This window comes from Pseudomonas resinovorans NBRC 106553 (assembly GCF_000412695.1).
Taxonomy (GTDB): Bacteria; Pseudomonadota; Gammaproteobacteria; order Pseudomonadales; family Pseudomonadaceae; genus Metapseudomonas; species Metapseudomonas resinovorans_A.
In genome coordinates, this window is the sequence record NC_021499.1 from 208,521 (window position 1) to 233,193 (window position 24,673).

24 protein-coding genes are annotated in these 24,673 nt (G+C 67.5%); 13 read left to right on the forward strand and 11 right to left on the reverse strand.

Features of this window, described 5'->3' with window-relative positions:
* Nucleotides 1-107: 107 nt before the first annotated feature.
* Nucleotides 108-1,520, forward strand: coding sequence for a sodium:proton antiporter (locus tag PCA10_RS00945; RefSeq protein ID WP_016490134.1), 1,413 nt, complete (start codon nucleotides 108-110; stop codon nucleotides 1,518-1,520).
* Nucleotides 1,521-1,527: 7 nt separating this feature from the next.
* Here PCA10_RS00945 and PCA10_RS00950 read toward each other — a convergent pair whose 3' ends face one another.
* Entirely contained in the window at nucleotides 1,528-2,445 is a 918-nt protein-coding gene (locus tag PCA10_RS00950; protein ID WP_016490135.1) for a LysR family transcriptional regulator, read from the reverse strand.
* 233 nt (nucleotides 2,446-2,678) lie between these two features.
* Between PCA10_RS00950 and PCA10_RS00955 the strand changes: the two genes are divergently transcribed.
* Both PCA10_RS00955 and PCA10_RS00960 read left to right on the forward strand, forming a co-directional pair.
* Nucleotides 2,679-3,260 (forward strand): RBBP9/YdeN family alpha/beta hydrolase, encoded by a 582-nt coding sequence (locus tag PCA10_RS00955; RefSeq protein ID WP_016490136.1) that lies wholly within the window; start codon nucleotides 2,679-2,681, stop codon nucleotides 3,258-3,260.
* Nucleotides 3,261-3,330: 70 nt separating this feature from the next.
* On the forward strand, nucleotides 3,331-4,245 hold the full coding sequence (locus PCA10_RS00960; RefSeq protein ID WP_016490137.1) for a sigma 54-interacting transcriptional regulator: 915 nt from the start codon (nucleotides 3,331-3,333) through the stop codon (nucleotides 4,243-4,245).
* Here the strand turns inward: PCA10_RS00960 and PCA10_RS00965 are convergent.
* The 6 genes from PCA10_RS00965 to PCA10_RS00990 all read right to left on the reverse strand — a co-directional run bounded on the left by PCA10_RS00965 (nucleotide 4,242) and on the right by PCA10_RS00990 (nucleotide 9,492).
* A complete protein-coding gene (locus PCA10_RS00965) occupies nucleotides 4,242-4,616 on the reverse strand; it encodes a nuclear transport factor 2 family protein (RefSeq protein WP_016490138.1) in 375 nt (124 codons plus the stop codon). The genes PCA10_RS00960 and PCA10_RS00965 overlap by 4 nt on opposite strands.
* 150 nt (nucleotides 4,617-4,766) lie before the next feature.
* Entirely contained in the window at nucleotides 4,767-5,960 is a 1,194-nt protein-coding gene (locus tag PCA10_RS00970; protein ID WP_016490139.1) for an MFS transporter, read from the reverse strand.
* Nucleotides 5,961-6,173: 213 nt separating this feature from the next.
* Nucleotides 6,174-6,920 (reverse strand): L-cystine ABC transporter ATP-binding protein TcyN, encoded by a 747-nt coding sequence (gene tcyN / locus PCA10_RS00975; RefSeq protein WP_016490140.1) that lies wholly within the window; start codon nucleotides 6,918-6,920, stop codon nucleotides 6,174-6,176.
* Nucleotides 6,920-7,588 carry a cystine ABC transporter permease gene (gene tcyL, locus PCA10_RS00980; RefSeq protein ID WP_016490141.1) on the reverse strand — a complete coding sequence of 223 codons (669 nt, stop codon included), beginning with the start codon at nucleotides 7,586-7,588 and terminating at the stop codon, nucleotides 6,920-6,922. Before tcyL ends, tcyN begins: the two co-directional genes overlap by 1 nt.
* Nucleotides 7,585-8,382 (reverse strand): cystine ABC transporter substrate-binding protein, encoded by a 798-nt coding sequence (gene tcyJ / locus PCA10_RS00985; RefSeq protein ID WP_016490142.1) that lies wholly within the window; start codon nucleotides 8,380-8,382, stop codon nucleotides 7,585-7,587. Before tcyJ ends, tcyL begins: the two co-directional genes overlap by 4 nt.
* Nucleotides 8,383-8,490: 108 nt before the next feature.
* Nucleotides 8,491-9,492 (reverse strand): D-cysteine desulfhydrase, encoded by a 1,002-nt coding sequence (locus PCA10_RS00990; RefSeq protein ID WP_016490143.1) that lies wholly within the window; start codon nucleotides 9,490-9,492, stop codon nucleotides 8,491-8,493.
* Nucleotides 9,493-9,765: 273 nt separating this feature from the next.
* Between PCA10_RS00990 and PCA10_RS00995 the strand changes: the two genes are divergently transcribed.
* The 10 genes from PCA10_RS00995 to PCA10_RS01040 all read left to right on the forward strand — a co-directional run bounded on the left by PCA10_RS00995 (nucleotide 9,766) and on the right by PCA10_RS01040 (nucleotide 19,754).
* The gene (locus PCA10_RS00995) at nucleotides 9,766-10,548 is read left to right on the forward strand and encodes a MetQ/NlpA family ABC transporter substrate-binding protein (protein ID WP_016490144.1); all 783 of its coding nucleotides are present in this window, start codon (nucleotides 9,766-9,768) and stop codon (nucleotides 10,546-10,548) included.
* Between the two features lie 368 nt (nucleotides 10,549-10,916).
* On the forward strand, nucleotides 10,917-12,107 hold the full coding sequence (locus PCA10_RS01000) for a trans-sulfuration enzyme family protein (protein ID WP_016490145.1): 1,191 nt from the start codon (nucleotides 10,917-10,919) through the stop codon (nucleotides 12,105-12,107).
* Nucleotides 12,108-12,326: 219 nt separating this feature from the next.
* Nucleotides 12,327-13,076: a GntR family transcriptional regulator gene (locus tag PCA10_RS01005; protein WP_016490146.1), complete on the forward strand. Its 750-nt coding sequence runs from the start codon at nucleotides 12,327-12,329 to the stop codon at nucleotides 13,074-13,076.
* Entirely contained in the window at nucleotides 13,073-14,797 is a 1,725-nt protein-coding gene (locus PCA10_RS01010; RefSeq protein ID WP_016490147.1) for a fumarate reductase/succinate dehydrogenase flavoprotein subunit, read from the forward strand. Before PCA10_RS01005 ends, PCA10_RS01010 begins: the two co-directional genes overlap by 4 nt.
* A 146-nt stretch (nucleotides 14,798-14,943) precedes the next feature.
* The gene (locus tag PCA10_RS01015; protein WP_016490148.1) at nucleotides 14,944-15,189 is read left to right on the forward strand and encodes a 4Fe-4S dicluster domain-containing protein; all 246 of its coding nucleotides are present in this window, start codon (nucleotides 14,944-14,946) and stop codon (nucleotides 15,187-15,189) included.
* 161 nt (nucleotides 15,190-15,350) lie between these two features.
* The gene (locus PCA10_RS01020; protein WP_041770083.1) at nucleotides 15,351-16,760 is read left to right on the forward strand and encodes an ABC transporter substrate-binding protein; all 1,410 of its coding nucleotides are present in this window, start codon (nucleotides 15,351-15,353) and stop codon (nucleotides 16,758-16,760) included.
* Nucleotides 16,761-16,871: 111 nt separating this feature from the next.
* Nucleotides 16,872-17,651: an ABC transporter permease gene (locus PCA10_RS01025; RefSeq protein ID WP_016490150.1), complete on the forward strand. Its 780-nt coding sequence runs from the start codon at nucleotides 16,872-16,874 to the stop codon at nucleotides 17,649-17,651.
* Nucleotides 17,651-18,505: an ABC transporter ATP-binding protein gene (locus tag PCA10_RS01030; RefSeq protein WP_016490151.1), complete on the forward strand. Its 855-nt coding sequence runs from the start codon at nucleotides 17,651-17,653 to the stop codon at nucleotides 18,503-18,505. The genes PCA10_RS01025 and PCA10_RS01030 overlap by 1 nt, the downstream gene beginning before the upstream one ends.
* Nucleotides 18,502-19,467, forward strand: a complete 966-nt coding sequence (locus PCA10_RS01035) for a HEAT repeat domain-containing protein (RefSeq protein WP_016490152.1) — start codon at nucleotides 18,502-18,504, stop codon at nucleotides 19,465-19,467. Before PCA10_RS01030 ends, PCA10_RS01035 begins: the two co-directional genes overlap by 4 nt.
* Entirely contained in the window at nucleotides 19,467-19,754 is a 288-nt protein-coding gene (locus PCA10_RS01040) for a DUF971 domain-containing protein (RefSeq protein ID WP_016490153.1), read from the forward strand. Before PCA10_RS01035 ends, PCA10_RS01040 begins: the two co-directional genes overlap by 1 nt.
* Before the next feature lie 93 nt (nucleotides 19,755-19,847).
* Here the strand turns inward: PCA10_RS01040 and PCA10_RS01045 are convergent, their stop codons facing one another.
* From PCA10_RS01045 to tauB, 4 genes are all read right to left on the reverse strand, one after another.
* Entirely contained in the window at nucleotides 19,848-21,908 is a 2,061-nt protein-coding gene (locus PCA10_RS01045) for an OPT family oligopeptide transporter (RefSeq protein WP_016490154.1), read from the reverse strand.
* A gap of 63 nt (nucleotides 21,909-21,971) precedes the next feature.
* A complete protein-coding gene (gene tauD / locus PCA10_RS01050; RefSeq protein ID WP_016490155.1) occupies nucleotides 21,972-22,805 on the reverse strand; it encodes a taurine dioxygenase in 834 nt (277 codons plus the stop codon).
* A gap of 120 nt (nucleotides 22,806-22,925) precedes the next feature.
* Complete coding sequence (tauC, locus tag PCA10_RS01055) at nucleotides 22,926-23,759, reverse strand: taurine ABC transporter permease TauC (protein ID WP_016490156.1); 834 nt, start codon at nucleotides 23,757-23,759, stop codon at nucleotides 22,926-22,928.
* The gene (tauB, locus tag PCA10_RS01060; RefSeq protein WP_016490157.1) at nucleotides 23,756-24,538 is read right to left on the reverse strand and encodes a taurine ABC transporter ATP-binding subunit; all 783 of its coding nucleotides are present in this window, start codon (nucleotides 24,536-24,538) and stop codon (nucleotides 23,756-23,758) included. Before tauB ends, tauC begins: the two co-directional genes overlap by 4 nt.
* Nucleotides 24,539-24,673: the final 135 nt, after the last annotated feature.

Below are 24,673 nucleotides of genomic sequence, written 5' to 3' on the forward strand. Positions count from 1 at the left end.
ACTCGGGTCGGGGGGCACTTTGGTTTAGCATCGCCCCTCTTTTTCGCCGAAACGAGCGCCCCCCGTGGCGCTCGTTTCGATACCCCCATCCAGTCCGGTTGCCATCCATGCGTCTTCTTTCCGCCTGCCTCTGCCTGCTGCCGATCCTGTTGCTGCCCGGCATCGCCAACGCCGCCGACGTCGACGGCGCCAGCCTGGGCCTGCTCTGGGCGCTGCCCTTCGCCGGCATCCTGCTCAGCATCGCGCTCATGCCGATCCTCGCCGGGAACCTCTGGCACCACCATTTCGGCAAGATCACCGCCGGCTGGACCCTGCTGTTCCTGGTGCCCTTCGTCCTGCTGTTCGGCGGGTATGCCGGGCTGGCGCTGGGGGTACACGTGCTGTTCGGCGAGTACCTGCCCTTCATCATCCTGCTGCTGGCGCTGTTCACCATCTCCGGCGGCATCCTGGTGGAGGGCAACCTGCACGGCTCGGCCAGGCTCAACACCGGGCTGCTGGCCCTCGGCACCCTGCTGGCCTCGGCAATGGGCACCACCGGCGCGGCGATGCTGCTGATCCGCCCGCTGCTGCGGGCCAACGACAACCGCCGGCACAACGCCCATGTGGTGGTGTTCTTCATCTTCCTGGTGGCCAACGTCGGTGGCGGCCTGACCCCCCTGGGCGATCCGCCGCTGTTCCTCGGCTTCCTCAAGGGCGTGGACTTCTTCTGGACCCTCGAGCACATGGCGCTGCCGGTGCTGGCGCTGTCCGTGCCGCTGCTGGCGATCTTCTACCTGATCGACCGGCACTTCTTCGCCCGCGAGAACGAGCTGAAACCCATAGACCCGACGCCGGATACCCCGCTGCGCGTGCGTGGCGCCTTCAACCTGCTGCTGCTGGCCGGCGTGGTGGGCGCGGTGCTGATGTCAGGCCTGTGGAAGCCGGGCATCGGCTTCGACCTGCTGGGCACCCGCGTGGAGCTGCAGAGCCTGCTGCGCGACGTCCTGCTGCTAGGCCTGGCGGGCCTGTCCCTGTGGCTGACCCCGCGCGCGCTGCGCGAGGGCAATGAGTTCAACTGGGGGCCGATCCTCGAGGTGGCCAAGCTGTTCGCCGGCATCTTCCTCACCATCGCCCCGGTGATCGCCATCCTCCGCGCCGGCGCCGGCGCCGACGGCCAGCTGGCGGCGGTGGCGACGGCGGTCACCAGCGCGGATGGCCAGCCCATCAACGCCATGTACTTCTGGATGAGCGGAATCCTGTCGAGCTTCCTCGACAACGCGCCGACCTACCTGGTGTTCTTCAACCTCGCGTCGGGCGACGCTGGGGTGCTGATGGAACACATGCCGCAGACGCTGCTGGCGATCTCCATGGGCTCGGTGTTCATGGGCGCCATGACCTACATCGGCAACGCGCCGAACTTCATGGTCAAGGCCATCGCCGAACAACGCGGGGTCAGGATGCCGAGCTTTTTCGGCTACATGCTCTGGTCCTGCGCGGTGCTGCTGCCGCTGCTGGTGGTGCTGCAGCTGGTGCTGCTCTAAGCGCGCCTCAGGGGTTGCGGCCGAGGCTGTACATGCGGCACTCGGCGACCAGCGCCAGCAGGTTCGGGTCGCGTTCCCTGGCCTTGAGGAAGACTACGCCGATGTGCTGCTGCAAGCGGTAGCGCGCCTGCAGCGGGATGAGCTTGATGCGGTTCTCGTAGACCGCGGCGATGCGCCCCGGCAGCAGGGCGTAGCCGACCCCGGAGCTGACCATGCTGAGCAGGGTGAAGATGTCGTTCACCTGCATCGCCACCTTGGGTTCGAAGCCGGCCTGGTGGAACACCTGGGCGCCGTCGCGGTGGGTCGCGAAACCCTGGGTCAGGGTGATGAAGGTGGAGCCGGCGAGGTCGGCCAGGTCTACCTCGGCCTGCTCGGCGAAGGGCGAGTCGGTGGGCACGGCGAGGAAGATGTCGTCGGAGAACAGCGGCAGTTGCTCGCAGTCCGGGTCGCTGACGCTGTTGTCGAGGGAGACCAGGATGGCATCCAGCTCGAGGTTCTTCAGGCGGTAGAACAGGTCGACGTTGGAGCCGAGGGTGAGGTCGATGTTCAGTTCGCTGCGGCGCAGCTTCAGGCCCATCACCAACTGCGGCACCGTCTTCACCGTCAGCGAATAGAGCGCGCCGAGCTTGAAGCGCTCGGCGGAGAAGCCCGCCGCCTCGCGGGTGGCCCGTACCATTTCGAGGGCGTCCTGGATCAGCTTCTGGGCCTTCTCCTCCAGCACATAGGCGCTTTCCAGCGGCGTGAGGTTGCGCCCCTCGTGCTTGAACAGCGGGCAGCGCAGGGCGCTTTCCAGGGAGTGGATGGCGCGGTGCACGCTGACATTGCTGGTGTTCAGCTCCGCCGCCGCGCGCGACAGGTTGCCGCTGCGCATGAAGGCGAGGAAGGTCTCCAGCTTCTTCAGGGTCAGTTCTTCGTCGATCTGCATGGCGATCCCTTGGCCACTCGCTTTTGTAGGATGGGTAGAGCGGAGCGAAACCCATCAGACCGTCGATGGGTATCGCGTTGCTCAACCCATCCTACAAGGGCGCCGCTGCGCAGCCGAGCCGACCTTTAGTGAATAAGCTAATAATGCATAAGCAAATGAATTCTTATTCCTTAACAGATATATGGCGAGCGCCTAGACTGCCCAGCATCGAAATTCAGCAAGGAGGGCTCGTCATGCGTAGCCAGGCCATTCGTTACCTGATCCTGCCGGGATGGCAGGGCTCGCCCGAGGAGCATTGGCAGAGCCATTGGGAACGCACGTTGCCCAATGCCAGCCGGGTGGAGCAGGCCGACTGGAACAACCCGGATCGCGAATCCTGGGTAGCGGCGCTGGAGCGCGCCATCGATGCCGAGCGCACCCCGGTGATCCTCATCGGCCATAGCCTCGGCTGCGTGACGATCGCCCACTGGGCGGCGCAATCCGATCCCGATGTGTTGCGTCGCGTGCGTGGCGCGTTGCTGGTGGCGCCGGCGGACGTGCAGCGCCCCGGCTGCCCGGACGCGCTCAAGGGCTTTGCACCCATCCCGCATGCGCCGCTGCCTTTCCCCAGCCTGCTGGTGGGCTCGGACAACGACCATGCCGCCAGCCCCCAACGGGCGCTGGAAATGGCCCGCGACTGGGGCGCCGAAGCGGCGATCCTCACCGGTGCCGGGCATATCAACGTGAAGTCCGGCCACCACACCTGGGAGCAGGGTTTCGCTCACCTCTACCGTCTGCAGAGCCGCGTCGAACAACTCTCACGTCAGCGCGCCTGATCCATCCCCGTATTCAGCAATACGTCGCGGCCCGCTGCTTCGCAGCCTGGGCCCGGCGGGAGATTTCGCCATGAGCAAGGAAAATTCCGGTCAGCCGCTGCTGACCTTCGCCGACGCCGATCGCAGCCCCCTGAGCATCCGCGCCCGCGCACTGGTGTTCGTCGATGAGCGCTCGCGTCGCTTGCGCGAGGAGGTCGACCAGCTCGCGCCCGGCGACTTGCCGGTGCTGATCCAGGGTGAGACCGGTACCGGCAAGGAGCTGCTGGCGCGACAGATCCACCGCTCCAGCGACCGTCCCGGGCTGTTCGTGGCGGTGAGCTGCAGCGCCATCAGCAAGAGCTACGCGGAGGCCGAGCTGTTCGGCCATACCCCCGGCGCCTACAACGGCGCGGCGAGCAGCCGTGCCGGCTGGTTCGGTTCGGCCAACGGCGGCACGCTCTACCTGGACGAGATCGGCGACCTGCCGTTGCCGCTGCAGGCCAAGCTGCTGGCGGCGCTGGAGAGTCGCGAGGTGACCCGCGTCGGCGCCCAGCAGCCGACCCCGGTGGATGTGCGCCTGGTGGCCGCCACCAGCATCGACCTGGCCGAAGCGGTGCGGGTCGGCAAGTTCAACGCGCGGCTCTATCAGTACCTGAACGAGGGGCGGGTGGAACTACCGCCCTTGCGCGAGCGCCCGGACGACATCCTGCCCCTGGCCGAATACTTCCTCGGCATCTACGCCCAGCGCCTGGACCTGCCCTTGCCGCTGATCAGCGCGGCGGCCCAGGCGGTGCTGGAGGCCTACCCCTGGCCCGGCAATACCCGCGAACTGGAGAACAGCGTGCACTTCGCCCTGCTGGTCAGCGAGGGCGACGAAATCCTCCCGCAGCACCTGAACCTGCCGCCCTTGCCGGGCTACGCCCAGCTCGCCGGGCAATTGCGCCGGCTGGCGGCCAACGACGAGGCGCAGCTGCGCCAGCTGTTCGCCGAGGTGCTGGCCGGTTAATCGTGCAGGTAGTAGAGCTTGTTGATGATGCTCCAGCGCCCGCCGATCTTCAGCAGTGACAGGTAATCGGTGAAGCGCATCTCGGCGTAGTCGTCGACCACCTTGAGCGAGGCGGCGTCGCCGGTGATGTCCAGCGCCTGGACATCCCACACGGGCGTCCCGCCTTCCGCCAGGGCCGGACCGGCATCGAGAAGGGCACCGACGAAGTCATCCAGCGAGAGCCATTCGAGCTCGCCCCGGAAGTGGCCGATGATGCGGCACTGTGGGTGGAAGGCGCTGCGCAGTCGGCTCTCGTCGGCGAAGAGCATCCCTTCGACATAGTCCTGCGCGACCCGCAGGATGGCGTCCCGATCGGTGGCTTGGGCAGTCATTTCGCTCGCTCCTCTGGATGCGGCAAATCAGCCAAGCCGAATCCTAGTCCCGCTCGGTGCGGGGTGAGCGATCCCTTCTGCATAAGCGCGCGGCGCTATCGTCCGATTCGCTATCCGCCGGGTGTCCGGGTCGCATCCGCGCACCGGCTATCAGGGATTGAGCTGCCCGGTGGCCTTGAGGTGATCCTTCACCGAGCGCAGGCGCGGCAGCGGCAGGCACACCAGGATGGTCAGCAGCAACACCGCCATGCCCATCAGCGGCAGGTTGTTCAGCCCCATGCCCGCGGTCAGCCACAGGCCGCCGATGAAGGCGCCGCTGGCGTTGCCCAGGTTGAAGGCGGCATGGCTCAGGGTGGCGGCCAGACTCGCAGACTCGCCGGCCTGCTCCACCAGCAGCAGCTGCAGCGGCGAGGAAATCGCGAAGCTGGCCACGCCCCAGAGGAAGAGGCAGCCCAGGGCGAGCGCAGGCACCTGGGCGAAGACGAACAGCCCCAGCAGGCACAGTGCGCTGACGCCGAAGGCCAGGGGCAGCGAGTAGCGGAAACCCTTGTCGGCCAGGCGACCGCCCAGCAGGTTGCCCAGGGTCAGGCCGATGCCGAACAGCAGCAGGGCGAAGTTGGCGTTCTCCGGTTTGAAGCCGGACACGTCGCGCAGCAGCGGGCTGATGTAGGTGAACACACCGAACAGCGCCACCGAGGACAGGCTGCAGACGAACAGCGCATGCAGCACCGGACGGCGCAGGATGCCGTCCCAGGCGCCGGCCGCGCTGGGCTTGGGCTTGGGCGTGGCGGGTAGCCAGAAGGCCTGGGCCAGCAGGGTGAGCAGGCCGATGGCGGCCACCACCATGAAGGTCACCCGCCAACTGGTGGCCTGGCCGAGCCAGGCGCCGGCCGGCACGCCGAGCACGTTGGCGATGGTCAGGCCGCTGAGCACCAGGGCCATGGCCGAGGCGCGGCGGTGGGGCGGCGCCAGCTCCGCGGCCAGCAGGGTGGCGCAGCCGAAGAAGCCGGCATGGCTGAAGGCGGTGAACATGCGCATGGCCAGCAGCCACTCGTAGTTCGGCGCCAGGGCGCAGCCGAGGTTGCCCAGGGCGTAGGCGCCCATCAGCCAGAGCAGGGCCTGGCGGCGCGGCAGGCGACCGAGCAGCGGGCCCAGCAGCGGCGCGCCGATCACCACTCCCATGGCATAGGCGCTGACCAGCAGGCCGGCGCTGGAGAGGCTGACCCCGAGGTCGTTGGCCACCTCGGGCAGCAGGCCCATGATGATGAATTCGCTGCTGCCGACGACGAAGCCGCCCAGGGCCAGCGCCAGCAAGGGCAGGGAGAGGAGGGTGCTCGGGTTCATGCGGGTTCCAGTGGCGGGGCGGTTTTGCGAGGGGCGCGGATTCTACGCCGATTTCCTTGCGGGGGGCTTGCCCGATCCTGCCTCGGACGAGATGACGGCTGTAGGGGCGAATTCATTCGCCAAGGGCAGCGCAGCTGCCCCCCTGGAGCACCCAGGCAGGCCTGCGGCCTGCTTGGCGAATGAATTCGCCCCTACAAGAGCGTGCAGCCGGTATCAGCCGTTGAGGAACTTGCTGAGGAACTGCCGCGTGCGTTCTTCCCTGGGTGCGCTGAACAGGCTCTTGGCGTCGCCCTGTTCGACGATCACCCCCTTGTCGATGAAGATCGCGCGGTTGGCCACATCGCGGGCGAAGCTCATCTCGTGGGTGACGATCACCATGGTGCGGTTCTCCTCGGCCAGGCCGCGGATGGTGGCCAGCACCTCGCCCACCAGCTCCGGGTCCAGCGCCGAGGTGGGCTCGTCGAAGAGGATCACGTCGGGCTCCATGGCCAGGGCGCGGGCGATGGCCACACGCTGTTGCTGGCCGCCGGAGAGGCGCTTCGGATAGGCGTCTTCCTTGCCCGCCAGGCCGACCTTGGCCAGCAACCGCCGGGCGCGTTCGACGGCGCGTTCGCGGGGTTCCTTCTTCACCACGATCGGGCCTTCGATGACGTTTTCCAGCGCGGTGCGATGGGGGAACAGGTTGAAGTTCTGGAAGACGAAACCGACGTGTTGGCGCAGCTTGCGGATCAGCCCCTGCTGCTGTTTCAGCGGCCGGCTCGCGTCGATCTCGATCTCGCCCACCTTGATCAGGCCGCCGCTGGGTTCCTCCAGCAGGTTGAGGCAGCGCAGCAAGGTGGTCTTGCCCGAACCGCTGGGGCCGATGATGGCCACCACTTCGCCGGGTTCGACGGTCAGGTCGATGCCCTTGAGCACCTCCTGGCCCTTGAAGGATTTGGTCAGGTTACGGACGGTAATCATCAGGCGTCGCGCTCATGCTGGTTGACCCGTGCCTCCAGGCGAGCCTGGAAGTGCGACAGGACGGTGGCCAGTACCCAGTAGATCAGCGCGGCGGCCAGGTACATGGTGAAGATCTCGAAGGTGCGTGCGGTGATCAGCTGCGCCTGGCGGAACAGTTCCGGCACCTGGATGGTGGCGGCCAGGGCGGTGTCCTTGACCAGCGAAATGAAGCTGTTGCCCAGCGGCGGCAGCGCGGTGCGCGCGGCCTGCGGCAGGATGGCGCGGACCAGGGTCTGGGTGCGGCTCATGCCGATGCTGGCGGCGGCCTCCCATTGCCCCTTGTCGATGGAGGCGATGGCGGCGCGGAGGATTTCCGAGGTGTAGGCGGCCATGTTCAGCGAGAAGCCGATCAGCGCCGCTGGCAGCGGCTCCAGCTGGATGCCCAGCTGCGGCAAGCCGTAATAGATCATGAACAGCTGCACCAGCAGAGGCGTGCCACGGAAGAACGAAACGTAGATCCGCGAGAGCCACCGCAGGGCGGTGAAACCATAGAGGCGCATCAGGGCCAGGACGAAGCCCAGCAGCAGTCCGAAGAACATGCCGCCGAGGCTCAGTACCACCGTAAACACCGCGCCCTTCAACAGGAAGGGCGCGGAATCCAGCGCCAGTTGCAGGCTGGCTTCGATCATTGGGTCACGTCAGCCTTGAACCATTTCTCGGAGAGCGCCTTGAGGGTGCCGTCGGCCTTGAGCTTGGCCAGGGCCTTGTCGATGGAGGCCAGCAGCTCCGGGTTGCCCTTGCGCAGGGCGATGCCGGCTTCCTGGCGGGAGAACGGCTCGCCGGCCACGGCCAGCTTGCCACCGGTTTTCTCGACCATCTCGAAGGCGGCCAGGCGGTCCACCAGTATGGCGTCGATGCGGCCGACGTTGAGGTCCTGGAACTTGGTGGGGTCGTCGTCGTAGGTGCGAATGTCGGCCTGCGGGACGTTTTCCTTCAGCCACTGCTCGTAGTTGGTGCCCAGGCCCACGCCGACCTTCTTGCCGGCGAGGTCGGAGGCGGTCTTGATGCTGTCCTCGGTGCCCTTGCGTACCAGGGCCTGGATGCCGGACACGGTGTAGGGGGTGGAGAAGTCGTACTTCTTCTTGCGCTCGTCGGAGATGGTCACCTGGTTGATCACCACGTCCAGGCGCTTGGACTCCAGGGCAGCGAGGATGCCATCCCACTTGGTCGGCTGGAACTCGGCCTTCACGCCCAGCTCCTTGGCCAGGGCCTCGGCCAGCTCCACTTCGAAGCCGGTCAGCTTGCCGCTCTCGTCCTGGTAGTTGAAGGGCGGGTAGGTGCCTTCCAGGCCCACCTTGATGGCGCCTTTCTGCTGGATGTCCTGGAGCAGGTCGGCGGCGGAGCTGGTGCCGACGAATCCGGCGCCGAGCACCAGGCTCAGGCTGCCGAGGATGAACTGGCGACGCAGGGTGGCAAATGTCATAGGGGCCTCACGGGGCAGGGTGTTTGGGTGCGGCAACTCTAGGGATTTGGTTATATGCAATAAAATAATTAAAAATTATTTATTGCATTAAAATGGGAATAAGAGAATTCACGCATTACCCGCTGGATGATAGGCGAAGAGCGCCGGGGAGCCACCGGTGTGCAGGAACAGCACAGGGCCGTTGCCTGCGAAGGCGCTGTTGGCCACTCCATCGAGCAGGCCGGCGAAGGCCTTGCCGGTGTACACCGGGTCCAGCAGCAGGCCTTCGTGGCTGGCGGCGAGCTTCACGGCCTCGAGGGTGCCGGCGTTGGGTTCGCCGTAGCGGGGGAAGAAGTACTGGTCCCACAGCTCCACCTTGAGGCCGGCGGGAACCGGCACGCCGAGAAGCTCGGCGGTGCGCTGCAGCAGCCCTTCCACCTTGGGCCGCTGGGTGGCGTCCGGGCGCGAGACGGTGACGCCGACCACGCGGGTGCCCGGCAGGGCGTATTCCAGCGCCAGGGCGAGGCCCGCGTGGGTGCCGGCGCTGCCGGAGGCCAGCACCACGGCGGCGAAGTCCTGGCCGCTGGCCTTGATCTGCTCGGCCAGCTCCAGGCCGGCACGCACGTAGCCCAGTGCGCCCAGGGCATTGGAGCCGCCGATGGGCACCAGGTACGGACGCTTGCCGGCGGCGCGCAGGCGCTCGCCGGTGGCCGCGAGGAGTTCGTCGGCGGTGTCCAGGTTGGGGGCCAGCTCCACGTCCGTGCCGAACAGGTCCAGCAGCAGGCGGTTGCCGTTCTCCAGGTAATTGCGGTCGGCGGTGCCGATGGGGTTTTCCAGCAGGGCCACGCAGCCAAGGCCCAGGCGCGCGGCGAGGGCTGCGGTCTGGCGCACGTGGTTGGACTGGATGGCGCCGGCCGTGACCAGGGTATCGGCACCCTGGGCCAGGGCCTCGGCGGCGAGGAATTCGAGCTTGCGCACCTTGTTGCCGCCGAGGGCGAAGGGCGTGACATCGTCGCGTTTCACGTACAGGTCGCGGCCCACCTTGCTCGACAGGTGCTCGAGCTTTTCCAGCGGGGTGGGGGCGGGTACCAGGTCCAGGCGGGAGAAGCGGGCGAGGGCGGCATCGAGCATGGCGGCGTTCCGGTGGACTGCGGGGAAACCTGCAACTTTAGTGAGCCGGGGGGATCCAGGCAATTCGCAGAGGCGACATTAACCTGCGGATCAGCGCGTAGGAGGTGGCGGTTGTTAATATAAGAAATGGAATATGAGAATAAGAAAACGGTATTTGGTGGTTATAAAAAATCCCCGTAGTGTCGCCCTCAACCCGGCACACCCAGACCGGGCATCCCAACACCCGCTCGCGGCTGAAGATCCAGCCGGGGCTCTGAATACGAAAGGATCACCATGAAGAAGTCCCTGCTGCTGACCGCCCTGGCCGCTGCCCTGTCCGCCTCCCTGGCCCACGCCGGCGAAAAGCTCATCGTAGCCGCCACGCCGGTGCCCCACGCCGAAATCCTCGAGCTGATCAAACCCCAGCTGGCCAAGGAAGGCGTCGACCTGGAAGTGAAGGTCTTCACCGACTACGTGCAGCCCAACCTGCAGGTGGACCAGAAGCACCTGGACGCCAACTACTTCCAGACCAAGCCTTACCTGGACAACTTCAACAGCGGCAAGGGCACCCACCTGGTGATCGTCAAGGGCGTGCATGTCGAGCCCTTCGGCGGCTACTCCAGCAAGTACAAGTCCCTGAAGGACCTGCCGGAAGGCGCCACCATCGCCATCCCCAACGAAGGCAGCAACAGCGGCCGTGCCCTGATCCTGCTGCAGAAGGCCGGACTGCTGAAACTGAAGGACCCGAGCAACGCCCTGGCCACCCCCAAGGACATCGCCGAGAACCCGCACAACTTCAAGTTCAAGGAACTGGAAGCGGCCCTGCTGCCGCGCGTGCTGGACCAGGTCGACCTGGCCCTGATCAACACCAACTACGCGCTGGAAGCCAAGCTCAACCCGTCCAAGGACGCCCTGGTGCTGGAAGACCGCACCTCGCCCTACGTGAACTACCTGGTGGCCCGTCCGGACAACAAGGACAGCGACGCCATCAAGAAACTCTCCGCCGCGCTGACCAGCCCGGAAGTCAAAGCCTTCATCGAGCAGAAGTATTCCGGCGCGGTGGTGCCGGCGTTCTGACTTGGTGGGCGGTTGAAAAAGCGTAGCGAGCGACGGCCAGGCAAGGCGAAATCAGCCGAAAGGGCGGAGTTTACGAGTTGTAAATGAGCACCTTGAGGCTGATTTCAACACCGCCTGGCCGAGCGCAGTAGCTTTTCAACGGCCCGCACCTGCTAGCCACGGTGGCGGGAGCATGACCCGCCCCTTCCTCACGCCGACGAGTCTCGACTATCGTCGGCGTTCTTTTTTCTGGTCCCATGGGGCGACCAACCTTGTAGGGGCGAATTCATTCGCCAAGCAGTCCGCAGGACTGCCCTGCGAGGCCGGGGACCGCTGCGCGGTCCTTGGCGAATGAATTCGCCCCTACAGCAGCAATCCGGAGGTTCACCATGCCCGAATCCAAACCCGGCCTGTCCACCCGTTCCGTGCACAGCGGCAACGAGGTCGACCGCCGCATGGTCACCCGGCCCAAGAGCCTGCCGATCTACGAGTCCTCGGTGTTCGTCTACGACTCCCTGGAGCAGGTGGACGACTTCCTCGCCGGCAACCCCGACAACTACATGTACACCCGCATCGCCAACCCCAACCAGGCGGCGGTGGAGGAGTTGGTGCGCGAGCTGGAAGGCGGCGCGGCGGCGCTGTTCTCCGCCTCCGGCATGGCCTCGGTGAGCGCGGCGCTGCTGGGGCGGCTGAATGCCGGCGACCACCTGATCGCCAGCCGCGAGCTGTACGGCACCACCCAGAGCCTGATCGAGAAGGAGCTGGCGCGCTTCGGCATCAGCGCTACCCTGGTGGAGATCAACGACCTGGCGGCAGTGGAGGCGGCCATCACTCCGGCGACCAGGATCATCTACACCGAGACCGCCTCCAACCCGCTGGTGCGGGTCAGCGACGTGCCGGCCCTGGCGCGGCTGGCCAAGGCCCATGGCCTCAAGCTGCTGGTGGACAACACCTTCCTCTCGCCGGCGCTCTACCACCCCCTGGCCGATGGCGCCGACCTGGTGCTGCACAGCACCACCAAGTACCTCAACGGCCACAGCGATGCCACCGGCGGCATTCTCGTCGGCGATGCCGAGTGGATCGCCCAGGCGCGGCGCTTCCAGATCAACGCCGGCGGCAGCGCCAGCCCCTTCGAGGCCTGGCTGACCTTCCGCGGCGCCAAGACCCTGACCCTGCGCATGAAGGCCCACTCGGCCAACGCGCAGGCATTGGCCACGGCCCTGGAAGCCCACCCCAAGGTCGCCCAGGTGTTCTATCCCGGCCTGCCCTCGCACCCGGACCACGCCCTGGCCGCGCGGCTGTTCCCCAAGGGCGCCTCGGGCATGCTGAGTTTCACCTTGCACGGCGGCCTGGCCGAGGTGGACCGACTGATCCGCGCCCTGAAGAACACCGCCTTCGCGCCTTCCCTGGCGGGGGTGGCCAGCAGCATCACCCACCCCGGCAAGACCAGCCACCGCGCCCTGTCGCCGGAGGCCCTGGCCGAGCTGGACATCCACGACGGCACCATCCGCGTGTCGGTGGGCATCGAGGATGCCGAGGACATCATCGACGACTTCGTGCAGGCGCTGGATAGCCTCTGAAAGCCTCCTTGTAGGGGCGAATTCATTCGCCATGCAGGTCGCAGACCTGCCATTCAACGCCGGATGGGACCGCTACGCGGTCCTTGGCGAATGTATTCGCCCCTACAGGAAATCCGCCATATCCATATTCGATAACGGTATTTCCATCCTTGTTCTTATGCCAGCTATCCTCGCGCCATAACTTGTTATAACAAGTCAGGACCCAAAGCGACGACGACCATGGCCGAACTGCTCCCCCTCTCCCCGATTCCGCTCTACAGCCAGCTCAAGGAGCTGCTGCGCGGGCGCATCCTCGACGGCACCTACCCGCCCCACAGCCGCATGCCCTCGGAAAGCGAGCTGGGCAAGGCCTTCGATGTCAGCCGCATCACCGTGCGCCAGGCGCTGGGCGACCTGCAGAAGGAAGGGCTGATCTTCAAGATTCACGGCAAGGGCACCTTCGTCGCCAAGCCCAAGGCCTTCCAGAACGTGTCCACCCTGCAGGGCCTGGCCGAATCCATGACCCAGATGGGCTACGAAGTGCTCAACCGCCTGCGCAGCTTCAAGCATGTGCCCGCCAGCGCGCTGGTGGCCGAGCGCCTCCAGGTGGAAGAAGGCAGCCTGGTCACCGAGATCCGTCGGGTGCGCCTGATCAATCGCGAACCGGTGTCCCTGGAACTCACCTGGCTGCCCCACGCGGTGGGCGAGAAGCTGGAGAAGGCCGACCTCGCCACCCGCGACATTTTCCTGATCCTGGAGAACGATTGCGGCATCCCCCTGGGCCACGCCGACCTCGCCATCGATGCGGTGCTCGCCGACGGCGACCTGACCCAGGCGCTGGGTGTGGAGGAGGGCTCGCCGATCATGCGTATCGAGCGCCTGACCCACGCCGCCGACGGCACGCCATTGGACTTCGAACACCTCTACTACCGCGGCGATGCCTTCCAGTACCGCCTGCGCATCGATCGCCAGAAGGGACCCCAGGCATGAGCACCCATCACCAGGACTACGACATCATCGTCATCGGCGGCGGCACCGCAGGCCCCATGGCGGCGATCAAGGCCAAGGAGCAGAACCGCGAGCTGCGTGTGCTGCTGCTGGACAAGGCCAACGTCAAGCGCAGCGGCGCCATCAGCATGGGCATGGATGGCCTGAACAACGCCATCATCCCCGGCCACGCGACGCCCGAGCAGTACACCAAGGAAATCACCATCGCCAACGACGGCATCGTCAACCAGGCCGCCGTCTACGCCTACGCCACCCACAGCTTCGAGACCATCCAGCAGCTGGACCGCTGGGGGGTGAAGTTCGAGAAGGACGAGACCGGCGACTACGCGGTGAAGAAGGTCCACCACATGGGCGCCTACGTGCTGCCCATGCCCGAGGGCCACGACATCAAGAAGGTGCTCTACCGCCAGCTGAAACGCGCGCGGGTGGAAATCAGCAACCGCGTGGTCTGCACCCGCCTGCTGCTGGATGGGGAAGGCGCGGCGTGCGGGGTCATGGGCTTCGACTGCCGCAGCGGCGAGTTCCGGGTGATCCGCGCCAAGGCGGTGATCCTTGCCTGCGGCGCCGCCGGCCGCCTCGGCCTGCCGTCCTCCGGCTACCTGATGGGCACCTACGAGAACCCCACCAATGCCGGCGACGGCTACGCCATGGCCTACCACGCCGGGGCGGAACTGGCGAACCTGGAATGCTTCCAGATCAACCCGCTGATCAAGGACTACAACGGTCCGGCCTGCGCCTACGTCACCGGCCCCCTGGGCGGCTACACCGCCAACTCCAAGGGTGAGCGCTTCATCGAGTGCGACTACTGGAGCGGGCAGATGATGTGGGAGTTCCACCAGGAGCTCGAAGGCGGTAATGGCCCGGTGTTCCTCAAGCTCGACCACCTGGCCGAGGAGACCATCCAGACCATCGAGGAAATCCTCCACAGCAACGAGCGCCCGAGCCGTGGCCAGTTCCACGCCAATCGCGGCACCGACTACCGCCAGCAGATGGTCGAGATGCACATCTCCGAGATCGGTTTCTGCTCGGGCCATTCGGCCTCCGGGGTGTGGGTCAACGAGAAGGCCGAGACCAGCGTGAAGGGCCTCTACGCCGCCGGCGACATGGCGGCCGTCCCCCACAACTACATGCTCGGCGCCTTCACCTACGGCTGGTTCGCAGGCCGCAACGCGGCGGCCTATGTGGTCGGGCGCGACTTCGCCGAGATCGACACCGAGCAGGTGGAACGCGAGCGGGCGCGGGTGTTCGCGCCGCTGAACCGCGAGCACGGCCTGCCGCCGGCCCAGGTGGAATACAAGCTGCGGCGCATGGTCAACGACTACCTGCAGCCGCCCAAGGTGACGAAGAAGATGGAGATCGGCCTCGCGCGCTTCGCCGAGATCGAGCGGGACCTGGTGCAGATGAAGGCCAACAACCCCCACGAGCTGATGCGCGCCATGGAGGTCTCGGTGATCCGCGACTGCGCCGAGATGGCCGCGCGCGCCTCGCTGTTCCGTGAGGAAAGCCGCTGGGGCCTGTACCACCACCGTGTCGACCATCCCGAGCGCAACGACGCCGCGTGGTTCTGCCACTGCCACCTGAAGAAGGGTGAGGACGGCGCCATGACCAGCTTCAAGAAACCGGTGGAGCCCTACCTGATCGCGCTGGATGCCGAAGAGCAGCAGGCCTACGAGCACCTGCGGGTGAAGACCGAAGCCGCCTGACCCTTGTTGGGCTTCGCAGGCTCAGCGCCAACCTACCCGGCATTCGCGTCGTAGGTTGGTGAAGAGTGAAGCGAAGCCCAACATGGAGCGCAACGCGCTCCTCGCCAGACCCATAACGAGAGCCCCAGGCTCCAAGGACCCGTGACATGGCCTATCAGCCCCAGGAAATCTTCTTTCGCAGCAGCGCGCCGGTGACCATCGACGAAGACAAATGCATCGCCCACAAGGGCTGCACCGTCTGCGTCGAGGTCTGCCCCATGGACCTCCTGGCCATCAACCCGGCCACCCAGAAGGCCTACATGGCCTTCGACGAGTGCTGGTACTGCATGCCCTGCGAGAAGGACTGCCCCACCGGCGCGGTGAAGGTGGAGATCCCCTACCTGCTGCGCTGAGCCTTCCGCGTGGGTATCGCTGCGCCAGTCCAAGGCACCAGAAAAGCAACAAACGCCATCCGGCCCACCCCCGGACGCCTCACCTGAAAGCCCCTCGTTTCCCACCACCCGACCGCGTGGCGGAGACGATTCCAACACTCATGATTCGAGGGGAAACACCCATGCGTCTTCGTGCAACCATCGCCGGCCTCGCGCTGGCCATCTCCACCGCTTCGGCTTCCGCCGAGACCATCCGCATCGCCATCGGCACCCAGGACACCACCATCAACTGCGCCACCGGCGGCCTGCTCATCCGCGAGCTGGGCCTGCTGGAGAAGTACCTGCCCCACGATGGCAAGTACCAGGACGCCGACTACCAGGTGGAGTGGAAGAACTTCACCAGCGGCGCGCCGCTGACCAACGAGATGGTCGCCGGCAAGCTGGACTTCGGCGCCATGGCCGACTTCCCCGGCTCCTTCAACGGTGTCGCCCACCTCGATGCCGGCAAGCGCAGCCTGTTCATCAGCGTGCTGTCCGGCAGCACCCAGGGCAGCGGCAACGGCATCGTGGTGCCGGCGGCGTCCAGCGTGCAGTCCCTCGCCGAGCTCAAGGGCAAGACCATTTCCGTGCCCTTCGCCTCCACCGCACACGGCATGCTGCTGCGCGCCGTCGCCGCCCAGGGCTGGGACCCGGAGAAGGACGTGCGGATCATCGCCCAGCCGCCGGAGATCGCCGGCTCCGCCCTGCGCAGCAACCGCATCGAAGCCCACGCCGACTTCGTGCCCTTCGCAGAGCTGTTCCCCAACCGTGGCTTCGCCCGCAAGATCTACGACGGCTCCCAGGCCGAGGCGCCGACCTTCCACGGCGCCCTGGTGGACGCCGACTACGCCAAGAAGTACCCGGAGATCGTCACCGCCTACCTGCGCGCCAGCCTGGAGGCCGACCGCCTGTTCGCCGCCGAACCCGAGAAGTACAGCGAGCTGATCGAGAAAGTCACCGGTATCGAGGCCGAGGTGAACTACCTGTTCCACGGCCCACTCGGCCTGCAGACCCGCGACCTGACCTGGAAGCCCGAGTACCGCCAGGCGGTGGCCACTTCCATCGATACCCTGAAGCTCCTGAAGAAGACCGATCGCGGGCTGGACACCGCCAAGTTCATCGACGACCAGTACATCCGCGCGGCCTTCAAGGCCGCCGGGCAGGACTACGACCAGGCGCTGAAGAACTACGCCCAACTGCCGCTCAAGGCCAACGACGCCGCCACCGGCAAGCCCATCACCGACTTCAAGCGCCTGGCGCAGATCTGGGTGCGCGGCGAGGACAAGGTGCGCCACTACGCATCGCCCGAAGCGGCCCTGGCGGCCCTGGCCCAGCTGGAACAGGAGGGCAAGGACATCCGCGCCATCTACGCCCAGGCCACCGACAGCGGCATCAAGCTGCTGGCCAGCCAGGCCTGGTTCGTGCGTAACGACAAGGGCGAGCTGAATGCCTTCCTGCTCAAGCAGCAGGCCGAGGACTACGCCCAGCGGCACGGTGGCACCGCCCTGGACTTCACCAGCGCCAACCAGAAGCAGGCCGTCGCCAGCCGCTGATCGCAGAACCGTAGGTTGGCGCTGAGCACAGCGAAGCCCAACGTGCCCATGCCGGAGAGCGCCACGTTGGGCCGCGCTTCGCTTGGCGCCAACCTACAGGAGGACGACCCCATGACGCATTACTACCGCTGGCCCCTGCGCCTCACCTCCCTGGCGGCCTGCCTGCTGTTCTGGCAGCTGGCATCCACCACGAGGCTGGACCTGGGCCTGCTCACCTTCAGCTACGTGCCCACGCCCGCCGCGGTGCTGGATGCCGCCTGGCAACTGCTGCACTCCAGCAAGCTGCTGGCGCACCTTTCCGGCAGCCTGTCGCGGGTATTCGCCGGCTACCTCGCCGCCGCCCTGGTCGGCGTGGCGCTGGGCCTGGCCATCGGCCGCTCGCGCTGGGCCGAGTACTGCCTGCTGCCGCCGTTGGAAGTGCTGCGACCCATTCCGGCGGTGGCCTGGATTCCCCTGGCCATCCTGATGTTTCCCTCCTCGGAGCTGTCCATGGTGTTCATCACCTTCACCGGCGCCCTGTTCCCCATTCTGCTCAACACCGTGCACGGCGTCGAAGGCGTCGACCCGCGCCTGGTCGCCTCGGCGCGCAGCCTCGGCGCCGGGCGTCTGGCCATCCTGCGGGAGGTGATCCTGCCGGGCGCCGCGCCGAGCATCGTCACGGGCCTCGCCATCGGCATGGGCACCTCGTGGTTCTGCCTGGTGACCGCCGAGATGATCTCCGGCCAGTTCGGCATCGGCTACTACACCTGGGAGTCCTACGTGGTGCAGAACTACCCCGACATCCTGGTCGGCATGTTGCTCATCGGCCTGCTCGGCATGGGCAGTAGCGGCCTGGTCAAGCGTCTCGGCGCCCTGGCCACGCCCTGGTACCGCGCACGGAGGAACGCCTGATGAGTGCCTTCGAACAGGCCGTCGAGCCCGGCCGCATCCAGGCCCGCGGCATGTCCATCCGCCTGGGCCGGGGCAAGGACGCCTTCGAGGCGGTGCAGGCCCTGGATTTCTCCATCGCCGCCGGGGAGTTCGTCTGCATCCTCGGCCCCTCGGGCTGCGGCAAATCCACCCTGCTCGGCGCCCTGGCCGGGCATCTCACTCCCAGCGCCGGCAGCCTGGAAGTGGATGGCCGCGCCGTGGACGGGCCCTCGCCCGAGCGCGGCATGGTGTTCCAGCACCACACCCTGCTGCCCTGGCGCAGCGTGCTCGACAACGTCGCCTTCGGCCTGAAGATGCAGGGCATCGGCAAGGCCGAACGGCGCCAGCGCGCCGCCGAGTTCCTGCGCCTGGTGGGCCTGGCCGATTTCGCCGGGCGCTGGCCGAGCCAGCTTTCCGGTGGCATGCAGCAGCGCGCCGAGATCGCCCGCGTGCTGATCAACCGCCCGCGCCTGCTGCTGATGGACGAACCCTTCGGCGCCCTGGATGCGCAAACCCGCTCGCGGATGCAGGAGCTCTTGCTGGATATCTGGACGCGCATCCGCACCACGGTGGTGTTCGTCACCCATGACATAGACGAAGCGCTGTTCCTCGCCGACCGCATCCTGGTGATGAGCCCTCGCCCCGGACGCTTCATCGAGGACCTGCACCTGGACTTCCCACGGCCGCGCCGCGCCAGCCTGCTCACCAGCCCCGGCTTCACCCACCTCAAGCGTCACTGCCTGGAACTGCTGCGCCATGAAGAAGGCCGCGAGCTGCCGCGCCTGACGCCCCTGGGCCTGCCCACCGACCATCCGCCATTGCGAATCGCCCTATGACCCCACATGACACAGACAACCCTGACATCCTCGACCTGCTGCCGCGTCTGGCCGATGACGACGCCGGCGTACGGCGCATCGCCCTGATCGAGTTGGCCGACCTGGAAGACCCCGAGGGCCTGCCCTGGCTCACCGCCGCGCTGGCGTCGGACGATGCCGCCGAGGTACGCGCCGAGGCCGCACGCCTGCTGGAGGCCTGGGAGGAACCCGAGGTGGTCCAGGCCCTCTGCGCCGCCCTCACCGATGGCGCCGACCCCGTGCGGGTGGCCGCCGCCCAGAGCCTCAGCGAGCTGAAGAGCCTGGAGGCCGGGCGGCTGATCCTGCCCTGGGTGAGCCATGCCGACGCCTTCGTCCGCGCAAGTAGCCTGCGCGCCCTGCGCGAGCTGCGCCTGGAGGAAGCGGCCGGGCCGGCCCTGCTGGCCCTGGAGGATGCCGAGGCCACGGTGCGCCGCGAGGCGGTGGGTATTCTTGGCTGGCTCAAGCAGGAAGCCGCGTTGCCGGCGTTGGCGCGCCTGGCCAGCGACGATGCCGACACCGAGGTGCGCCGCACCGCCACCGGTGCCCTGGGCCTGGCCCGTGGCGCCGAGGTGCTGCCGGCGTTGTTCGCGGCCCTGGGCGATGGCGCCTGGCAGGTGCGCGAGGAAGCTGCCACCACCCTCGGCAAGCTCGGCCTGGCGGAAGCCGGCGCGGCGCTGGCGCGCGCCCTGGCCGATGATTACTGGCAGGTTCGCCTGCGCGCCGCGCGGGCCCTGGGCCGCCTGCGCTACCGCGAGGCCGGTGGCGGCCTCGCCGAGTTGCTGCTGCATGGCATCGCCAACCTGCGCAAGGAGGCCGCCCTGGCCCTTGGCGAACTGGGTGATAGCACGGCGCTGCCGGTGCTGCGCGCCGCCGAGGCCGACGGCGATCCAGAAGTGCGCAAGGCGGTGCGTATCGCCCTGGCCCAACTGCAAGGCGCGGCCTGATGGACGCCCCCAGCGCCCTGCGCAATTCCCGCAGCGAGACGGTGTTGCGCCTGGAGTGGGCCGATGGCGAGCGCCAGGCGCTCAGCCACGCCCGTTTGCGCGGCGCCTGCCCCTGTGCCCAGTGCAAGGCGGCGCGCCTGCGTGGCGTGATCGCCACGGTCGACCCGGACGTGCGCCTGGAGCGCATCGCCTTGCAGGGCTATGGCGTGCAGCTGGTGTTCAGCGATGGCCACGAACGGGGGATCTACCCCTGGGATTACCTGCGGGAGCTGGGCGGTACGCCGTGATTCCGGTGCGCGCCCAGCTCGTAGGATGGGTCGGGCGGCGTTCCGTTGAGCGGAGCGATACCCATCAGTCCCGCCCGCATGGGTATCGCAGGCTCAACCCATCCTACGTGTCGCCACCGGTGATTGCGGTGCGCGCGCGCCGAGCACCCGCCGGTAGAAGGCCACGCAGACCAGGACGAAGACGATGAGCCCGAGCCATTCGGCGGTCTCGGCGAAGTCGGCGCCCACCAGGGCCAGGGGCGCATTCTGGCCGCTGGCGCCGATCAGCCCGGCGAGCAGGATGCCCATCAGGCTCTCGCCGACGATCAGCCCCGAGGCCAACAGCACGCCACGCCGGCGCGGCAGTTCGGCGAAGGCTTCCGGGTCCTGTCCGGCCGCCGCCGCGCGTTTCGCCAGGCGCCGGTCGATCAGCCAGCCCAGGGCTGCGCCGATGGTCAGGGTCATGCCGATGGTGGGCGGCAGGTAGATGCCCAGGCCCACCGCCAGCACCGGCAGGCTGGCCTTGCCGCTGCGGCGCAGAATCAGGTCGACGAGGATCAGGGCGACGCCCAGGGCCACGCCGATGAGGATCATGTTCCAGTTCAGCGAGTTGCGGAAAATACCGCTGGCGATGGCGGTGAGCAGGGTCGCCTGGGGCGCGGCCAGGGCCTGTTGCGGGTCCAGGCCTTCTCGCGGCAGGGCGCCGGCAAAACCGTAGGCCTGGTAGAGCAGCTCCAGCACTGGCGGGATCACCAGGGCGCCCACCAGGCAGCCGACGATCAGCGCCACCTGCTGGCGCCAAGGCGTGGCGCCCACCAGGTAGCCGGTCTTGAGGTCCTGCAGGTTGTCGTTGGAAATGGCGGCGATGGCCAGCACCACCGAGGTGGTGAACAGCGCCAGGGCGATGGCCACCTTGCCGCCACCGAGCGCCAGCAGCTCGGGCTCCAGGCTGCCCATGCCGAGGATCAGCAGCGACACCAGGATCACCGCGATTATGCCGATGCCGGAGATCGGGCTGCTGGAGGAGCCCACCAGGCCGGCCATGTAGCCGCACGCGGCGGCGATCAGGAAGCCGAAGATGAAGGCGAAGAACACACAGACCGCCACCAGGCTCCAGAAGTGCACGCCGGCCAGGTTCGGCGCGGCCTCCCGCAGGAAGCCGGCGAACACCGCGAGCAGGGCCAGCAGGAGCAGGCCGGCCAGCAGCAGGATGGCCCGCGCCGGCATGTCGCGCTCGGTGCGCTGGTCGCTCAGCTCGCCCTTGCCGCTGACCGCCCGCAGGGAGTGCCAGACGCCCTGGGCCATGGGCTTGAACAGGGTGGCCAGGGTCCAGAGCGCGGCGATGCCGATGGTGCCGGCGCCGAGGAAACGTACCTGGGAGCTCCACAGCTGGGTAGCCAGTTCGCGGATCGACTGGCCGTCCACCGGCGCCGTGTTGACCGTCAGCAGCGGCACCGCCACGCCCCAGCAGATCACCACGCCGATGAGGATGGCGATACCGGCGGTGATGCCCATCAGGTAGCCGGCGCCCACCAGGGCGAAGGAGAAACCGGTGCTGAAACGGAAGGCCGCCTGGCCGGCGCCGAGCCACAGGCTGATGCTTTCGCCGAGCAGCTTGAAGCCGCTGCTGCACAGGCTGAAGGCGGCGGCCACCAGGCCGCCGCCGAGTATGTCGCGCAAGCCGGGGCCGCTGCGGCTGGCGGGCGTGTCGTGCTCGTCGTCCTCGCTACCGACCCGGAGGATCTCCGCCGCCGCCACGCCCTCGGGGTAGGGCAGGTCGCTCTGCACCACCATCACCCGGCGCAGGGGAATGGTGTAGAGCACCCCGAGGATGCCGCCGATGGCACAGATCATCGCCGTCTGCCAGAAGGGGAAGCCGGACCAGTAGCCGATCATCAGCAGGCCCGGGAGGATGAAGATGATCGAGGACAGGGTGCCGGCCGCCGAGGCCTGGGTCTGCACCATGTTGTTCTCGAGGATGTTCGAGCCCTTGAAGTAGCGCAGCACCGCCATGGAGATCACCGCGGCGGGAATCGACGAGGCGAAGGTCAGGCCCACCTTGAGCCCCAGGTAGACGTTGGACGCGGTGAATACCAGGGTGATGACGGCACCGAGGATGAGGCCGCGCAGGGTGAGTTCGGGCAGGTCGAGGTGGTCGGGGACGCGGTCCGTCATGGGGCTCTCCAGATGGCCTGCTGGCGTCTGGTGCGCCAGCAGGGGAAAGCCTAGACCAGGGATTCAGAAGGGCTTGTCGCCGAGGATGGTGGCGCGGTGCATCACGCGGCGCTGGGGGCGGTAGTCGTCGACGGCGAAGTGCTGGGTGATGCGGTTGTCCCAGAAGGCCACGTCGTTCGCCTGCCAGCGCCAGCGGATGGTGAATTCCGGGCGGGTGGCGTGGGCGAACAGGAAGCGCAGCAACGCATCGCTTTCCGCCGCCGAGAGTTCGTTGATGCGGGTGGTGAAGCCCTCGTTGACGAACAGGCCCTTGCGCCCGGTGACCGGGTGGGTGCGCACCACCGGGTGGCTGCGCGGCGGGTTCTTGCGCTTGGCGTCTTCCAGGCGCTGGTGCTCCTCGGCCGTGAGGCTGAAGCGTTCCTCCGGGAAGGCGCGGGACAGGTCGTGGGTGGCGGTGAGGCCCTCCAGCAGACGCTGGATCGGCGCCGACAGGGTGTCATAGGCCGCGCTGCTGCTGGCCCAGAGGGTGTCGCCGCCGTAGGGCGGCAGCTGCTTGGCGGCCAGCACCGCGCCCAGGGCCGGGGTTTCCAGGAAGGTCACGTCGGTGTGCCAGAGGGCGTTGTCGCGCACGTCGGTGACGGCGGTATCCAGCACCAGCACTTCCGGTTGCTCGGGAATGTTCGGGTAGATGGGGTGGATGTGCAGGTCGCCGAAGTTGCGGGCGAAGGCCGCCTGCTTCTGCGGGTCCAGCGGCTGGTCGCGGAAGAACAGCACCTGGTGGGCGAGCAGGGCCTTTTCCACCGCCTCGCGTTGGGCGGCGTCGAGGGGGAGGGCCAGGTCGAGGCCTGCGACGACGGCGCCGAGGGCGGGGGACAACGGGGTGATATGCAGGGTCATGGCGGACTCTCGGGGATCGGCTGTGTTGGGCTTCGCTGCGCTCGCGGAACGCCGCCCGACCCAACCTACGGAGTGCGGTAGGTTGGGTAGAGCGCAGCGAAGCCCAACGAGAAAGAGGGGCTAGCGGCTCTGCCCGTGCCAGGGCACGAGCTTGCGTTGCAGGGCGCGCAGGCCGAGTTCCAGGGCGAAGGCGATCAGGGCGATCACGAGGATGCCGAGGATCACCACGTCGGTGACCAGGAACTGCGCCGCCGACTGCACCATGAAGCCCAGGCCACGGGTGGCGGCCACCAGTTCGGCGGCCACCAGGGTGGACCAGCCGACGCCCAGGCCGATGCGCACGCCGGTGAGGATGTCCGGCAGCGCGCTGGGCAGGATCACGTGGCGGATCAGCTGGGACTGGCTGGCGCCCAGGGATTGCGCGGCGCGCAAGCGCACCGGGTCGACGTTGCGCACACCGGTGGCGGTGGCGATGGCGATGGGGGCGAAGATCGCCAGGAAGATCAGCAGCACCTTGGACAGCTCGCCGATGCCGCACCAGATGACGATCAGCGGCAGGTAGGCCAGCGGCGGGATGGGCCGGTAGAACTCGATCAGCGGGTCGAAGATGCCCCGGGCGATGCGGTTGCGGCCGATGGCGATGCCCAGCGGCACGGCGGACAGCACCGCCGCCAGCAGGGCGACGCCTATGCGTCCGAGGCTGGCGCCCAGGTGCTGCCAGAGGCTGGCGTCCATGTAGCCCTGGGTCAGCAGCAGCCAGCCCTTGCGCGCCACGGCCTGGGGGCTGGGCAGGAACAGCGGCTCGATCAGGCCGGCGCTGGTCACCGCCCACCAGGTGAAGAGCAGGCTTGCCAGGGTCAGCAGGCTGATGCCCGTGGTATTCAGCGGGCGGCCGCGCCGGGCCGGCGTGCGGGTGCTGGCCTTGGCGGCCAGGGGCAGGTCGAGGCTGCTCATGCGCTTCTCCTCTGGCGTTCGGCGAAGACCTGGGCGAGCACGTGCTCGCGGGTTTCGATGAAGCGCGGGTCGGACTTGATCGCCCGCGCGCTTTCCCCGGCGGCGTAGCGCTGGCCGAAGTCCAGGCGCAGGCGCTCGCTGATGCGCCCGGGGTTGGGCGACAGGAGGATGAGTTCGCTGGCGAGGAACACCGCTTCCTCGATGTCGTGGGTAATCAGGAATACCGGCTTGGCGGTGCGCCGCCAGACCTGCAGGAGCAGTTCCTGCATCTGTTCGCGGGTGAAAGCGTCCAGTGCCCCGAAGGGTTCGTCCATCAGCAGCACGCGGGGTTCGGCGGCCAGGGCGCGGGCGATGCCGACACGCTGTTTCTGGCCGCCGGAGAGTTCCCAGATGTGCCGCCGCTCGAAACCGGCCAGGTCCACCAGGGCGAGCATGTCACGGGCCCGGGCCTCGCGTTCGGCGCGGGGCACGCCGGCCAGTTCCAGGCCGAAGGCGACATTGCCGATCACGTCCTGCCAGGGCAGCAGGGCGTCGTCCTGGAAGACCACGCCGCGCTCGGCACCGGGGCCGGTGACGGGCGCGCCGTCGAGGCTGATGCGGCCGGCGCTGGGGGCGACGAAGCCGGCGATCAGGTTGAGCAGGGTGGTCTTGCCGCTGCCGGACGGCCCGAGGGCCACCAACAACTCGCCGGGGCCGAGGTCGAGGGAAATATCGGTCAGTACCGGCTCGGCCGCGCCTGGGTACTGTGCGCTGATGCGCTCCAGCTGGAGTAGGGCCATTTTTCGAGTGCTCATTGCAGGGCTGATTGAGCGAGCTAGAGCGTGGCTAGGCGAAAACGACCGAGAACGCGGAGCTTACTGTTGTAAGTGAGCAGTTCGAGGTCGTTTTCAACAACGCCACGCCGACGCGCAGCC